The following is a 14,763-nucleotide window of genomic DNA, read 5'->3' as shown; positions in this document are numbered from 1 at the left end:
GGGTTTGCTTACGCGTCAGTATCCGTCCCGAACGATGGTGACTCTTGGGCGGCGAAAGACCGATACGTAGTGGCGACGTGGGCCGGACATGGCCCTCTCCGACGTGTTTCTCACGCCGCTTGGGCTGGTCGCCCTGCTGACGGTGGTTCCCGTCATCCTCCTCTATCTCGTCCAGCCCGACCCTCGCCGAGTCGAACTGCCGACCCTCGAGTTCCTCCTCGACGACGACCAGCGGGACGCGACGAACCCCCTGCTCGAACGCCTCAAGCGTAACCTCCTCTTGCTCCTCCAGTTGCTCGTGCTGATCGCACTCGTGGTGTCGCTCGCCGGCCCCTACGTCTCCGTCTCGCAGAGCCAGACCGTCGAAGAGACGGTGCTCGTCCTCGACGGGAGCGCGAGCATGGGCGTCGAAACCGACGGCGGGACGCGCTTCGCCGCCGCCGTCGCCGCCGCCCGGGAGGAGTCCACGGGGACCAACTCCGTCGTCGTCGCGGGCGCCGACAGCCGGATCGTCCTCAGGTCCGGTGGCGACACCGAGGTGCAGGCGACACTCGACGGGGTCTCGGTGTCGGACGTCTCCGCCGACCTCGGCGCATCCATCTCGCAGGCGGCGTCCATCGCGGGCGAGAACGCCCGGATCGTCGTGTTCAGCGACTTCGCCGACGACGACGGGTGGACCGACGCCGTGCGTTCGGCCCGTGCCCGCGACCTGCAGGTCGACCTCCGACAGTTCGACGGCGGCGGCGACGACAACGTCGGCATCGTCGACCGGTCGTTCTCCGGGCGCAACGTCACCCTCTCGGTCAAGAACTTCGGCGACGCCGAGGTCACCCGGTCGGTGTCGCTCGGCGACCGCAGTCGCTCGCTCCGACTCGGCCCGGGCGACGTCGAGCGAGTGAGCCTCACCGTCCCGGCCGGCGGGGGACAGGCCCGACTGACCCCCGGGGACACCTTCCCCGCCGACGACGTCGCCTACGTCGCCGCACCCTCGGACCCGACGGTCGACGTCCTCCTCCTGACCAACGACCGGAACCGGTATCTCACGACCGCCCTCTCGGTCGTCGAGGAGGTGGAACTGACCGTCGACAACCCCCCGACCACCGTCGGCGACGGCTACGACGTGATCCTCTACAGCAACCTGCGACAGGAGCGTCTCCTCCGGGGGAACGTCGAGGCCGGCCGGGACGTGATCGAATCGGGCGGCGGGGTCGCCGTCTTGGCCCAGCCGAGTCCACCCGACATCTACGGCGACCTCCTCCTCGTCTCGCCGAACGGGACCGGCACGAACCCGTCGGTCGGACGGGTGACGACGGCGGAGCTCACACGCGGAATCGACTTCCCGCCGCCGGGGACCTACCTCCAGGGGTCGCTCCGCGCCGGAACCGCGCTCGTGCAGACGGCGGGTGGGACGCCGCTCGTGGCGACCCAGCCCCGTGGCCAGGGGCGCGTCCTCTACTACGGCTACGTCCCCAACGACGATCCGTTCCGATTCAACTATCAGTACCCCGTCTTCTGGAAACGGGCCGTCTTCTACCTCGCCGGCCGGGAGTCGCTCTCGGCACTCAACCGCGAGGCCGGCGGACGCCTCCAGTTCGCCAACGAGACGCGAGTCGAGACGCCGAACGGTCCCGTCACGGCCCGAACCGTCCCGCTCGAAGCAGTCGGGTTCTACAGCGTCGGCGAACGCCGAGTCGGCGTCTCGCTGTACAGCGACGCGGAATCCGACGTGGACGCCGTCCCTCTCGCGGAGCGCGAGAGCGAGACGGGCGTCACGACCCGCGAGGAAGAGCGGCAGGTCCCCCGCCCGCTGACGTGGCTCGTCGCGCTGGCGGCGCTACTCGTCGCGCTGGGAGAGGTCGCCTACCTCCGACGGAGGGGTGATCTCTGATGTGGGGTGCACTCGCCGTCCGGACGGCGCTGTCCGACGGCACCGTCGTCGGTCTGGAGCGACCGCTGGTCCTCGTTGCCCTCCCGGTGGCCGTCGTCGCGTTCGCCCTGGCGATCCGGTACCGAGCGTCGGGGACCGCCTCCGCGCGGAGCCGTCGCCTCCTGCTCGCGTCACGGGTCGTCGTCGCGACGTTCGTGGTCGTCGCCGCCGCCGGTCCCTTCACCGTCGTCACGACGGAGACGCGGGGCGACCCCTCGGTGTCGCTGCTGGTCGATCGCTCGAACAGCACGACCGTCGCGCCGGACGTGGCCGATGACCTCGCAGCCGGCGTCGAGGAGGAGGGTGTCCCCGCCACCGTCTCGACCATCGCGCAGGGGACGAACTCCCGGGTCGGTGACGGCATCGCGGCCAACCTCCGGGAGAACGGGTCGGTCGTCGTCGTCTCCGACGGGCAGGTGACCGGAGGGCAGAGCCTCACCGAAACGGCGGAGTTCGCCCGGTCGCTCAACGCGACGATCAGTACCGTCTCGACGGAGCCGACCCGCACCGAGCGATACGTCACCCTCTCCGGGCCGAGCAAGGCGAGCACCGGCGTCGAGAGTCAGTTCCTCGTGCAGGTGTCGGGCGTGCAGGCGACGGCGCCGGTGTCGGTGACGGTGTCGGTCGATGGCACTCCGGTCACCACCGAACGACTCGAGGAGGGCACCGGGAGCGTTCCCGTCACTCACACCTTCTCCGAGACGGGGAGTCACCGGATCACCGCCGAAATCGACGGCGAGGACGTGTACGCGGTCAACGACGTGGCACGCAAGACGGTTCGGGTCGTCGATCAGCCCCGCGTCCTCTACGTCTCCCGAGGGAACTACTCCCTGCAGAACTATCTGGGCCAACTGTACGACGTGGAGACGGCCCAGTCCGTCCCCGAGAACCTCGATCCGTACTACGCGGTGGTGGTCCAGAACGTCGCCGCCGGCGACCTGGGTAACGTCGACGAACTCCAGCGGTTCGTCATCGACGGGAACGGCCTGTTGATGGTGGGTGGCCCCAACAGCTTCGAGAACGGCAACTACGCCAACTCCTCGGTGGCCACCATGCTGCCGGTCACCTTCGGGCCGTCAGCACCCGGCAGCGCCCGCATCGTCATGCTCATCGACGTCTCCGGGAGCGCGGGGAGCGGGATGCGCATCCAGAAGGCCATCGCGCTCGACTCCCTCTCGCAACTGGACGACGACAACGTCGTCGGCGTCGTCGGCTTCAACTACCAGGCCTACAGCGTCGCCCAGCCCGCCCCCCTGAGCGAGAACCGCCCGGTCCTCGAGGACCGGATCAGGCGCCTCCGTGCCGGCGGGGCGACGAACATCGCCAACGGACTCCGAGGCGCCGAGGAGATGCTCGGCGGCCAGCGGGGGACGATCATCCTCGTCAGCGACGGGGGCGACACGGAGAGCCGGTCGGCCGTCGTGGCGAACGCGCTCGGCCGGCAGGGCATCCGGGTCATCGCCGTCGGCGCCGGGCGGAACGTCAACGAGGGGGTGCTCCGCCGCATCGCGGAGGAGTCGGGCGGCAACTACTTCCGGGCGAGCGAGACGGACCGTCTGCGCCTACTCTTCGGCGGCGGCACCCGCCAGTTCCAGGGCGAAGGCCTCACCATCGTCGATTCGGGTCACTTCGTCACAAGCGGCGTCACGCTGGAGTCCAACCCCGGGAACATCAACGACGTGTCGATGCGTCCCGGGGCGGACTTCCTCGTCGCCGGGCCGGACGGCACCCCCGCAGTCGCCTCGTGGCGCTACGGCCTCGGCCGGGTCGCCACGATCACCACCTACGGGGGCGGTGGCGGACTGGACGGCCTGCTCGGCCAGCCCGACTCCCTGCTCGTCACCAAGTCGGTCAACTACGCTATCGGCGACCCCGAGCGGAAGGCGACGGGCGTCACGGACATCTCGGACACTCGGGTGGGCGAACCGACCACGGTCGTCTACCGTGGCGACAGTCCCCCGGGAGGGACCGACCTCGGCTTCAGCGCCGTCGACGAGGGCGTCTACCGGGCACAGGTGACGCCCACCGAAGTGGGCTTCCGGACGACGGTCGGGGCGACCTACGCCGCGAACTACCCCGCGGAGTACGCCGGGTTCGGAACGTCGTCGGCGCTGACCGACGCCGTTCGCGCGACAGGCGGCCGACAGTTCGAGCGGGGACAGGCCGCCCAGATTGCCGCCTTCGCCCGCGAGCAGTCGACGCGGGTCCGCGACGTGCGCCAGAACTGGGACTGGGCGCTGTTGACCGCCGCACTCCTCCTCTTCCTGACCGAGGTGGTCGTCCGGCGGCTTCAAGTGTACAACGGACGTACCCGTTCGGAGAGTGGCCTGCCATGAGCCTCATCGGCCGATCCATCAACCTCGCCCTCGCCCTCCTCATCTGTCTGTCCGTCGCCGGCACCGCCGGGGCGACGCTGTACTATCAGGAGTCGGTCGAGGAACTCGACGCCGAGAACAGCCAGCTTCGCCAGCAGAACGAGCGCCTGCGTGAGGACCTCCGGGAGACGGAGACCGACCTCCAGCGGGCGCGGGAGCGGCTGCGCGAACTCAACGAGAGCCTCAGCACCACCCGCAGCGACGTGGGTCAGGTCTCCGAGAACCTCGAAGAGACCGAGGGACAGCTAGAGTCGACCGAGCAGGAACTCGCCTCGACCCGACAGGACCTGCGAGCCTCCCAACAGCGGGTCGAAGAGCTTCAGGGGGAGGTGAACACGCTCGAATCCCGGAACGACCAACTCCGATCCGAGGTGTCGAACCTCGAGTCCACCAACCGAAACCTCCGCGACCAGCGCGACGAACTGCAGGCCGACGTGGAGGACCTGAACGACGAGGTGAGTCAGTTGGAGAGCGACGTGAACAGCCTCGAAGAGCGTAATCAGGACCTGCGAAACGAGAACCAACAACTCCGACGCGCTCTCCAGGACGCGTGTGCCGCCATCAACGGGAGCAAGCCGTCTGGATGTGGGCTGGTCTAACATGGCCGAACAGTCAGCAACCTCGGCCGACGCGAGCGACGACGAGGCGGATACCCCCCGCACCGAGCGCAAGATCCGACGCGCCCTCACACAGATCCGTCGCGAGGGACTGAAGGTCGCGGCCATCTACGCCGTCGCCGACGCGGCGCTCGCCACCCTGCTCGTGAACCTCGTCGCCGCGTTCACCGGCGTCCCGTCCCTGCCGGCACGGCTGCCGATTCCCGGGGCCGTGCTGGACGCCCTCGGTGGCGTCGGCGTGACACCCGCGGAACCGACGGTGTCGACCGGCGCCGTCGTCGGCGCCGCCGTCGGTCTCGTCGTCTTCGGCGTCGAGGTGGTCTGGCGGGTGCGACGGCCGCTGGTCGAGCAGTTCGCGGCCGCCAACCCGTCGCTCTCCGAGTCGCTGCGGACCGCCCGCGACGCCGTCGACCGGGACCGACAGTCACGGATCGTCCTCCGCCTCTACGAGGACGTCCTCGCCCAGTTGAACGAGGCGTCGAGCATCGGTCTCATCAGCGTTCGGCGGGTGGCGGTGACGGTCGTCCTCGTCTCCGTCATCAGCGTCGCCACCATCCAACTGGCGGTGGTCGACATCTCCCTCGCGGGCCTCGGCGGACCGCCGGACGCGGACAGATCCGGCGGGACGACACAGGACTACACCGGACTTCAGGACGGGTCGTCGATCCTCGGGGAACCGGAGGACGTGCCGGCGGGCAGCGAGGAACTGGAGGCGAGCATCGACACCACCGGATCGGGAAGCGGGAACGGCACCGACGCCGACTCGGCGGCGGCCTACGACGACAGCGGCTTCGATTCGTCGAGCGCCGTCGAGAGCCAGCGGGCGGGATTCAGCGAGCGCGAACGCCTCGAAGACGCGGAGCTGATTCGCGAGTACAACCTACGAATTCGACAGGAGGACGCTAACTCGGACTCATGAGCGAACCAACGACGGATATCGACGCGCTACAGGAACGACTCGGCCGCGTTCGCCAGGAGGTCGGCAAACGCATCGTCGGGCAGCGAGAGGTGCTCGAACGGCTACTGGTCTGTATCCTCGCCGACGGCAACGCGCTGCTGGAGAGCAACCCGGGTCTCGGGAAGACCACGATGGTCCGAACCGTCGCGGACGTGACCGACCTCGACTTCTCGCGGGTGCAGAACACGCCAGACCTGATGCCCTCGGACATCACGGGGACGGAGATCATCCGCGAGGCGGGCGGCGAACGCGAGTTCGTCTTCGAGAAGGGACCCATCTTCGCGAACGTCGTCCTCGCGGACGAGATCAATCGCGCGACGCCGAAGACCCAGGCCGCGCTGCTGGAGGCGATGCAGGAGAAGCAGGTGACCGCCGCCGGCGAGACGTACCAGCTCCCGCGCCCCTTCTTCGTCCTCGCGACCCAGAACCCCATCGATCAGGAGGGAACCTACCCGCTCCCCGAGGCCCAGACCGACCGCTTCCTCCTGAAACTCGTCCTCGACTACCCCTCCTTCGAGGAGGAACGGGACATCGTCACCCTCTACACCGAGAGCGGGACGGTCCCGCCGGTCGAGAAGGTGCTGACGATCGATGAACTCAACGAGATCCAATCACTCGTCCGGGAGGTCCCCGTCGCCGACGACGTTCGCGACCGGGCGATCCGTCTCGTGCGAGCGACCCGCGAGGCGGAGACGGTCGACTTCGGCGCGAGTCCCCGAGCGAGCATGGGTATCATCCTCACCGCGAAGGCCCGGGCGTTCCTGCGTGGGCGCAACCACGTCTCCTGGGAAGACGTGGAGGCGATGGCGCCGCCGGTCCTCCGCCACCGCATCCTGCTCGACTTCCGGGCGGAGCGACAGGGGATGACGACCGACGACGTGATCGCCCAACTGCTGTCCGAGGTCTGAGCGACGATGACCATCGACCCGGACTTCCTCGACGAACTCGACCGCTTCGAGGCGTCGCTGAACCAGCAGTCGACCGCGATCAAGAAGGGCGAACAGGAGTCGCCGAACGTGGGCGAAGGGTTGACCTTCAGCGACTACCGGCGCTACTCGCCGGGCGACGACACGCGCCTCATCGACTGGCGACTCTACGCCCGCACGGAGGAGTTCTTCATCAAGCAGTTCGAGGAGGAGCGCAATCTGACGGTCCACATCCTGCTGGACGCGAGTGCGTCGATGGACTTCGGCGAGGGCGACGAACACAAGTTCGAGTTCGGCGCGAAACTCGGCCTCGGCTACGCCTACCTCACCGCCGAGGAACACGACGACTTCCGGTTCTCGCTCTTCCGGGAGCGCGCGGAGCGCATCGACACCGGGAAGTCGACCCGAGGGGAGGTGCTGACGCTGGTCGACCGCCTCAACGAGACGACACCCGACGGTGAGGCGGACTTCGAGACGGCGCTCGGCGAGTACGCCGCCTCGATCCGGTCGCGGTCGCTGGTGGTCGTCGTCACCGACGGCATCGGCGACCTGGAGGGTCTGGAGACGGGCGTGGCCTCGCTGGCGCGCAACGAGGTGGTTCTGATCCAGGTGCTCTCGCCGGACGAACTCGACCCGGAACCGAGCGGGGACACCATCTTCGAGGATCTGGAGTCGGAGCTGACCCGCCGCACCTACTTCGGTGGACGCCTCGCCGAGCAGTACCAGTCGCGAGTCGACGAGTTCGTCGACGACGTGGCCGACCGGGCACAGGACCTCGGTGTGACTCACGAACTGGTGGCGACCGACGAGGATTTCTTCGACGCCTTCTCCGCGGTGTGGATCGGGTGACTGGAGGCCCGCCGACGACCGTCGGCCGACCCCGACGTTCCGACGGTGTTTTGCGGCCGGCTCCGCTACGTCGGGAGGATGCCGTACGACGCTCTCGTCGCCCGTCTTGGAAGTGGCCTCGACCCGGTGCGCGTCGGCACCTTCCCCGACGGGAGCGTCGACCACTACTACCGCCTCCGCGACGGCGACGCGACGATCACCTCGCGGGCGGCGTTCGCCGCGGCCGTCGCCGAGGGTCGCGATTCGTTCACGCTCGATCACGTGACGACGGACGCGGGCGGCCAGGCGGTCAACGCGGCGCGACAGGCGGCCGCCCTCGGGGACGACGTGGCCCTCGTCGGTCACCTCGATCACCCCATCTTCGACTTCGACTTCGAGACGGTGTCGATGGGAGCCCCCGCCCGCGTCCGAGTCTGCCTGTTCGACGCCGACGACGTGATGCTCGTCGAGGAGTCGAGCGACCTGGACGCGTGGTCGTTCGCGGACCTCCTCGAGGTGCTCCCGGAACCCGTCGAGGACTTCCTCGAACGCGACGTGCTCTGCTGTACGAACTGGGCGTCGACGCCGGGACTCGGTGACGCCATGTGGAACATCGACGCATACGACCCCGACGGCGGCGTCTTCTGTGTCGATCCCGGCCCGCTCACGACCGCGGGTGCGCGTGACCTTCTGTCCGCCCTCCCCGCCCTCGGCGACGCCTACGACGTCGTGGTGAGCGTAAACGACGACGAGGCGGCGCGACTGGCAGAGGCCGCCGACGAGGGAGCGGTCGACGACCCGACGGGCGCGGCGACACTCGACGCCGTCCGGACGGCTGCGGGCGCGACGGGGATCGTCGTCCACGGCGAAGAGGCGGCCGTCGCGGCGACGCCAGACGGCCGGGTGTCGGTGCCGACCCTCGACGTCTCGCGGGCGCTGACCGAGACGGGCGCGGGTGACCGGTTCAGCGCCGCCCTCGCTCGCTCACTGGCGGCCGGATGGGACTGGACGCTCGCACTGGCGGCGGGCAACGCCTGTGCCGCCCACTACGTCTCGGGGCAAGGAACGGCGACCCGCGAGACGCTCGCGGCCCACGTGGAGACCCACCGCCCGCCGTGAGCGGCCGAATCGAAACCCTATACTGGCAGCCACGCGGCGTAGCCGACATGAGTTATCTCCAGTGGGCGTTCGTGGCGCTTCTGTCGTATTCGGCGGTGGCGCCGCTGGTGGGGTTCGCGACGACGGGGGAGCCGAAGGTCCCGAGTTTCGTCGCCGCACTCATCACCAACAGCATCCTTCTCGTGGCCACCGTCGGCGTCGTCCTCTACGAAGGCCAGTCCGTCTCGGCGTATCTCGGCCACCCAAAAGCACCGTATCTCTATCTCGCTGGCCTCTTTCTCGCCGTCGGCATCCTCGCGTACTACCGGGCGCTCTCGCTGGGCCCCGTCAGCGCGGTGGTGCCCATCTTCGGCACCTTCCTCATCGTCAGTTCCGTCCTCGGCATCCTCTTCCTGAACGAGTCGCTGACCGTCCGCAAGGTGGCGGGCATCGGCTGTGCCGTCCTCGGCATCTACCTCGTCTCGGTGGAGTGACGACCGGCGCGTTGCCGCTGGCGGGGAGTATTTGAGCGACGCGCCGTTACACCCTCCCATGGCACTTCAGGAATCCGACTCCGAACTCGAACCCGGCGACCGGGCACCCGACTTCGAACTCCCCGGCGTCGACGGCGGGACGTACTCCCTCGACTCCGTCGACACCGACGCCTTGCTCGTCGTGTTCACCTGCAATCACTGCCCCTACGCGCAGGCGAAGTTCGACCTCCTGAACGACATCGCGACGGACGAGGACGTGACCGTCGTCGGCATCAACGCCAACGACGCCGAGGAGTACCCGGAGGACTCCTTCGAGAAGATGCAGGAGTACGTCGAAGACGGCACCGTCGCCTACGACGCCTACCTCCGCGACGAGTCGGCCGACGTAGCCCGCGCCTACGGCGCGGTCTGTACCCCCGATCCGTTCCTCTTTCGGCGCGAGGACGGCGAGTATCGCCTGGCGTACCACGGCCGCCTCGACGACGCCATGGGCCCCGACGAGGAGGCCACCGAGTACTACGTCCGCGAGGCCATCGACGCCGTCCTCGCGGGCGAGGACGTGACCGTCGACCCCGGCCCGTCGCGTGGCTGTGGGATCAAGTGGCCGTAGCCGAACGACTCACGTTCCTCGGCCACCTACGTCACCCATGCAAGAGACGAACGATGCCGACACGACGCCGACCCACGTCGAGACGGCCGCCGACCTCGACGCGCGCATCGACGCGGCCGACCGCCTCCTCGTCGAGTTCTACACCGACGGCTGTGGTGCCTGTGCCGCGATGGAACCGATCCTCGGCGTCGTCGCTCGCGAGACGGGCGTTCCCGTGGTGACGGTGAACCCACGCGACGACCCGGCGCTGATCGACGAGTACCGTATCGAGAGCGTGCCGACGCTCCTCCTGTTCGAGGACGGTGACCCGGTTCGGCGACTGGCCGACGGGTTCGTCGGCGCCGAACGCGTGATCGACTTTCTGGCCTAGTCGCGGGCGGCCTCGAACGCCTCGCGGGCGTTCTCGACGGCCGATTCGCGCTTGGCGGGGTACGCTTCGACCTTCCCCCGGAGCGTGATACCGTCGCCCTGCCGCACCTCGCCGCGGAAGGCCGCCTGTTTGTCCAGCGTGAGATAGAGCGAGCAGTCCTCCGCGACTCGGTCGTCGAGTTCGTCGAGGAAGATGTCGTAGTCGGGGAGGTCGACCAGACGGCCGAGGACGTAGCGCACGTCGTCGGCGTTTTCGAGACGAGCCGAGAGGACGGCGATCCGGTCGCCGTGGTGGCCCGTCGTCACCTGGCGGTCGATTTCGTAGTCCTCCGGCAGGTAGGTGCGGAGCGCCTGTTCGACACGCTTCTCGTCTTCCGTGGCGTAACAGAACGTGCGGAGGTCGACGTAGTGAAAGGGGACGTTCGACATGGGGGACGGCCGTCCGGATTACTCTTCGGCGTCGTCGTCGGATTCGGCGTCGGCGAGTTCGAGGGCATCCTCGGGGACGCCGGTCTCCTGCCCGTCCTCGAAGCTGACCGTGTACGTGGCGTCGCCGAACATCGTCTCCATCACCTGCGTGACCGTCCCGACCTCACCGTCGTACTCGCTGTGTTTGTCGTCGAGTACGACCGAATCGTCTTTCTCGAAGCTCATATCACGCTGTTCCGCCGGCGCGCATAAAAGGGCGCTGATTCGACGACCGTCGGCGTCTCGGTGCCCCGCCTGCGGGCGCGGATCGGGGATCATAAGACCGAGAGCCACCACGTCCACGCATGGAGCACACCAGACGCGAGTATCTCGCTGCGACGGCCGGGGTGGCCGGTCTCGGCGCCAGTGCGGGCTGTCTCGGCGGCGGGCGGGGAACGGACGACTGTACGATCGAGGACGAACCGGCCGTCTCGGAACTGCCGGCACCGACGCTCGGCCCGGAGGGTGCGAGCGTGACCGTCGCCGCGTTCGAGGACTTCTCGTGTCCGCACTGTGCCACCTACAGTCTGGAGGTGCTCCCCGAGATTCGGGCGGAGTACGTCGAGACGGGCGCAGTCCGGTACGAGCACCACGACTTTCCGATTCCGGTCGACGATCAGTGGTCGTGGCAGGCCGCGAGCGCCGCCCGCGGGGTGCAAGACGAGACGGACGACGAGACGTTCTTCGAGTACGCACACGCCCTCTTCGAGAACCAAGACGCCTACTCGGCGGGGCGTCTCACCGACCTCGCGAACGACGTCGATGCTCCCGGATGTGCGATCCAGGCCGACGCACTCAACGAGACGTACCGTCCCGTACTGGAGGCCGACCGCCAGCTGGGCGTCGACAGCGGGGTCGAGGGCACACCCGCCGTGTTCGTCGCCGGCCGGTCGGTCAGGCCGACCTACGACGCCATCGCGGCGGCCATCGAGGCCGAGCAGTAATTCGAGACACGCACCACGCCGCACTTATTCGTCCGGAGCGAACGTCGATCCGATGAACGACGAGGGAAGCGAGCGACCGCTCGGCCGTCGACACGTCCTCGCGGGACTCGCCGGGACGGGACTTGTCGGCGTCGGCCTCGTGGGGACGGACGTCGTTGGATTCGGCGGTGACGACGGCGACGGCGACGACGGCGACGACGCCGACGACGGCGACGACGCCGACGACGGCGGGAACCGCCGCCTGCCGGTCGAGGTGGCGACCCTCGACGCGCCGGGATCGACCGCCGGCACTCGGCAGGTCCCCGCTCCCGAGACGCCGACCGTGATCGACTGCTTCGCGACGTGGTGTGGCCCCTGCGTCGAGCAGATGGGCGCCCTCGGGACCGTCCACGAGCGCTACGCCGACCGCGCCGCGTTCGTGTCGGTCACCAACGAGCGACTGGGCGGTGGCCTCTCCCGCGAGGACCTCCGGGCGTGGTGGCGCGACAACGACGGCCGCTGGACGCTGGGCCACGACCCCGACGGCGACCTGCTGGCGGCGCTCGGGGCGAGCGGGCTCCCCTTCCTGGTCGTGACCGACGCGACGGGGTCGGTGACGTGGACCCACGGCGGCGTCGCGTCCGCCGAGACGATCGACCGCGAACTCGCGGCGGTGCTGTGATGGCCGACGCCGGCCTCCTCGGGACGCTCACCTTCGCCGTCGGCGCCGGCCTCGCCACCTTCTTCGCGCCCTGTGCGTACCCCCCTCCTGCCGGGCTACGTCGGCTACGCCATCCAGGGTGACGAGACCGGTCTGAGCGGAGCCGCCGTCCGCGGCGTCGCCGCCTCCGCCGGCGCGACGCTCGTCCTCGGGGCCCTCGGCGCCCTGCTGTTCTCGGCGGGAGGACGGCTGGCCCGTCACCTGCCCTTACTCGAACCGCTGGTCGGCGTCGCCCTCGTCGCGTTCGGCGTCCTGTTTCTCTCCGACCGGGCGCCGACGCTCCACCTCCGACTGCCGGAACGTCGGACGTCAGTCCTCGGGTGTGCCGTCTTCGGCGGCGGCTACGCCCTCGCCGCCGCCGGCTGTGTCGTGCCCGTCGTCCTCGGCGTCGTCACGCAGTCACTGACGCTCTCGGCCCCGGGAGCGGCCGTCGTGCTCGGCGGCTACGCCGCCGCCACGGCGCTCCCGCTGACCGGGGTGACGCTACTGTCGGCCGTCGGCAGCGACGCCGTCAGGGCCTGGAGTGATCGGATCGGCGTCGTTCACCGTCTCGCCGCCGTCGTCATGATTCTGGCCGGAGTCGCCCAGATCGTCGTCTCGCTTCGCTACCTCGGCGTGGTTTAGACGGACGGACCACACGGGCTTTCACCGTCCGACACCGGGGTAGGGTATGGACCGTCGCACGTACCTCGGGGTACTCGGAACCGCAGGCATCGGTGCGACCGCCGGCTGTCTCGGCGGTGGCTCCCCGAACACGGCCCTCGGCAAGCCCGACCGCCGGGGCGGCGTCGAGAGCGAGGACCTCTCGTACCCCGCCTGGGGCCAACGGATTCCCGACGTGGCGTTTCCCGACCCGCTGGTCGGCGAGCGGATCGACCTCCGCGGCGTCGAGCGCGCGGGGCTGGTGAGCTTCTTTTACTCCCACTGCAACAGCGTCTGCCCGCGGCTCATCTCGTCGCTCCGCGAGGTGCAGATCCACAGCCTCGACAACGGCTACGCCGACGAGGTGGGCTTTTACCCCATCACCTTCGACCCGCAACGCGACACGGCCGACCGCCTCCGCGAGTACGGGGAACAGATGAACGTCGACCTCGACGCCGGCAACTGGCACTTCCTCCGCCCCGAGAACCGCGAGCGGGCGAAGACCGTCCTCGGCGAGGAGTTCGGCTTCCGGTTCCAGCGCACACAACCCGAGAACATGGACATGTACATGTTCAACCACATCGGCCTCGTCCTCTTGGTGAACGCCGACGGCTACGTCGAACGCGCCTACCGGGGTCAGGAGGGACGGGAGGGACAGTATATCGAGGACCTCGACAAAGTTCGGTCGGGCGGCGGCGGCCTGTTCTAGTCGTGCCCGGAGACGGGGACCGGTTCGTACGGCTCCTCTAGATACTCGACGTCGCTGTCGCTCAGATCGATCTCAAGGGCCTCGACGGCATCCTCTAGGTGCTCGACGGAGGAGGTGCCGACGATGGGCGCGTCGACCCAGTCCTTGTGTAGCACCCAGGAGAGTGCGATCTGAGCCATCTTCACGCCGCGCTCCTCGGCGAGTTGCCCGACGCGTTCGTTGATCTCCCGGCCGCCGCCCTCGCGGTAGGGGTGTTCGTACAGGTACTCCTCGGTCGCGCCACGCGTGGTCGCGTCGATGTCCTCGTCCGGTCGCGTGAGGTAGCCGCGAGCCATCGGCGACCACGGGATGACGCCGATCCCCTCCCGTCGGCAGAACGGCAGCATCTCGCGTTCCTCCTCGCGGTACGCGAGGTTGTAGTGGTTCTGCATGGTGGCGAAGCGGTCGAGTCCCAGTCGGTCGCTCGTGTGGAGGGCGTCGGCGAACTGGTGGACCCACATCGAACTCGCGCCGAGGTAGCGCACCTGGCCGCGCCGGACCGCGTCGTCGAGGGCGCGGAGCGTCGTCTCGATGGGCGTGTCGTCGTCCCACCGGTGGATCTGATAGAGGTCGACGGCGTCCATTCCGAGTCGGTCCAGCGAGTTCGACAGTTCCTGCTCGATTGCCTTCCGCGACAGCCCTCCGGAGTTGGGGTCGTCCTCGTCCATCCGGAAGTAGCCTTTCGTGGCGACGACCTGTTCCTCGCGCCGGCCCTCCAGTGCCGTCCCGAGGACGCGCTCCGACTCGCCGTTCGAGTACATGTTGGCGGTGTCGAAGAAGTTGATTCCGAGTTCGATGGCCCGGTCGACGAGTTCGACGCCCGCCTCCTCGTCCAGCACCCAGTCGCGCCAGTCGCTCGATCCGATGCTCATACAGCCGAGGCAGATGCGCGACACCTCCATTCCGGTGTCACCGAGGGTGGTGTACTCCATACCTCGCCCTCGGCACGGAGAGGCAAAAAGCCACAGGCGGAGTGAGGAGGGAGCGTGCCACGCAACCGGGACCGGGGGTACCGTTTTGTCGATCACACCCCAACCCGCGCCCATGCCCAGCGGAGGC

At 68.8% G+C, this 14,763-nt stretch carries 16 protein-coding genes and 1 pseudogene; 14 read left to right on the top strand and 3 right to left on the bottom strand.

The genetic code is table 11. The features are described 5' to 3' along the window. Positions 1–88 precede the first annotated feature (88 nt). The 10 genes from V8686_RS09305 (at position 89) to V8686_RS09260 (ending at position 10,203) form a co-directional block, all read left to right on the top strand. Positions 89–1,888 (top strand): vWA domain-containing protein, encoded by a 1,800-nt coding sequence (locus tag V8686_RS09305; RefSeq protein ID WP_379703712.1) that lies wholly within the window; start codon positions 89–91, stop codon positions 1,886–1,888. Then, positions 1,888–4,263, top strand: coding sequence for a VWA domain-containing protein (locus tag V8686_RS09300; protein WP_379703711.1), 2,376 nt, complete (start codon positions 1,888–1,890; stop codon positions 4,261–4,263). The genes V8686_RS09305 and V8686_RS09300 overlap by 1 nt, the downstream gene beginning before the upstream one ends. After that, entirely contained in the window at positions 4,260–4,901 is a 642-nt protein-coding gene (locus V8686_RS09295) for a chromosome partitioning protein (RefSeq protein ID WP_379703710.1), read from the top strand. The genes V8686_RS09300 and V8686_RS09295 overlap by 4 nt, the downstream gene beginning before the upstream one ends. Before the next feature lies 1 nt (position 4,902). Continuing rightward, positions 4,903–5,838 (top strand): DUF7502 family protein, encoded by a 936-nt coding sequence (locus V8686_RS09290; protein ID WP_379703709.1) that lies wholly within the window; start codon positions 4,903–4,905, stop codon positions 5,836–5,838. Further along, positions 5,835–6,785: an AAA family ATPase gene (locus V8686_RS09285; protein ID WP_379703708.1), complete on the top strand. Its 951-nt coding sequence runs from the start codon at positions 5,835–5,837 to the stop codon at positions 6,783–6,785. The genes V8686_RS09290 and V8686_RS09285 overlap by 4 nt, the downstream gene beginning before the upstream one ends. Positions 6,786–6,791: 6 nt before the next feature. Next, the gene (locus V8686_RS09280; protein ID WP_379703707.1) at positions 6,792–7,652 is read left to right on the top strand and encodes a DUF58 domain-containing protein; all 861 of its coding nucleotides are present in this window, start codon (positions 6,792–6,794) and stop codon (positions 7,650–7,652) included. Between the two features lie 78 nt (positions 7,653–7,730). After that, complete coding sequence (locus V8686_RS09275; protein ID WP_379703706.1) at positions 7,731–8,750, top strand: PfkB family carbohydrate kinase; 1,020 nt, start codon at positions 7,731–7,733, stop codon at positions 8,748–8,750. Between the two features lie 47 nt (positions 8,751–8,797). Then, positions 8,798–9,223: an EamA family transporter gene (locus tag V8686_RS09270; protein WP_379703705.1), complete on the top strand. Its 426-nt coding sequence runs from the start codon at positions 8,798–8,800 to the stop codon at positions 9,221–9,223. 58 nt (positions 9,224–9,281) lie between these two features. Further along, positions 9,282–9,833, top strand: a complete 552-nt coding sequence (locus V8686_RS09265) for a thioredoxin family protein (RefSeq protein WP_379703704.1) — start codon at positions 9,282–9,284, stop codon at positions 9,831–9,833. A 37-nt stretch (positions 9,834–9,870) separates the two neighbouring features. After that, positions 9,871–10,203, top strand: coding sequence for a thioredoxin family protein (locus tag V8686_RS09260; RefSeq protein WP_379703703.1), 333 nt, complete (start codon positions 9,871–9,873; stop codon positions 10,201–10,203). On the opposite strand, the gene V8686_RS09255 is transcribed toward V8686_RS09260, so the two are convergent. Together V8686_RS09255 and V8686_RS09250 are read right to left on the bottom strand one after the other, a co-directional pair. Then, on the bottom strand, positions 10,200–10,631 hold the full coding sequence (locus V8686_RS09255) for an RNA-binding protein (RefSeq protein ID WP_379703702.1): 432 nt from the start codon (positions 10,629–10,631) through the stop codon (positions 10,200–10,202). The two genes, V8686_RS09260 and V8686_RS09255, sit on opposite strands and share 4 nt — an antisense overlap. A gap of 18 nt (positions 10,632–10,649) precedes the next feature. Further along, complete coding sequence (locus tag V8686_RS09250) at positions 10,650–10,856, bottom strand: DUF1918 domain-containing protein (RefSeq protein ID WP_379703701.1); 207 nt, start codon at positions 10,854–10,856, stop codon at positions 10,650–10,652. A 119-nt stretch (positions 10,857–10,975) separates the two neighbouring features. Here V8686_RS09250 and V8686_RS09245 point away from each other — a divergent pair, with 119 nt between their 5' ends. The 4 genes and pseudogenes from V8686_RS09245 (at position 10,976) to V8686_RS09230 (ending at position 13,665) form a co-directional block, all read left to right on the top strand. Next, positions 10,976–11,614: a DsbA family protein gene (locus V8686_RS09245; protein WP_379703700.1), complete on the top strand. Its 639-nt coding sequence runs from the start codon at positions 10,976–10,978 to the stop codon at positions 11,612–11,614. 52 nt (positions 11,615–11,666) lie between these two features. Then, on the top strand, positions 11,667–12,275 hold the full coding sequence (locus V8686_RS09240) for a TlpA family protein disulfide reductase (RefSeq protein WP_379703699.1): 609 nt from the start codon (positions 11,667–11,669) through the stop codon (positions 12,273–12,275). After that, positions 12,275–12,938, top strand: a pseudogene (locus V8686_RS09235) (cytochrome c biogenesis CcdA family protein). The gene V8686_RS09240 and the pseudogene V8686_RS09235 overlap by 1 nt, the downstream one beginning before the upstream one ends. A gap of 46 nt (positions 12,939–12,984) precedes the next feature. Then, positions 12,985–13,665: an SCO family protein gene (locus V8686_RS09230; protein ID WP_379703698.1), complete on the top strand. Its 681-nt coding sequence runs from the start codon at positions 12,985–12,987 to the stop codon at positions 13,663–13,665. Here the strand turns inward: V8686_RS09230 and V8686_RS09225 are convergent. Further along, a complete protein-coding gene (locus V8686_RS09225; RefSeq protein ID WP_379703697.1) occupies positions 13,662–14,636 on the bottom strand; it encodes an aldo/keto reductase in 975 nt (324 codons plus the stop codon). The two genes, V8686_RS09230 and V8686_RS09225, sit on opposite strands and share 4 nt — an antisense overlap. Positions 14,637–14,763: the final 127 nt, after the last annotated feature.

Origin of the sequence: Haloplanus litoreus, assembly GCF_045690335.1 — an archaeon.
In the GTDB taxonomy this organism is placed as follows: Archaea; Halobacteriota; Halobacteria; order Halobacteriales; family Haloferacaceae; genus Haloplanus; species Haloplanus litoreus.
Note: the sequence above shows the minus strand (reverse complement) of the source record. Positions and strands in the feature narration are given on the sequence as shown.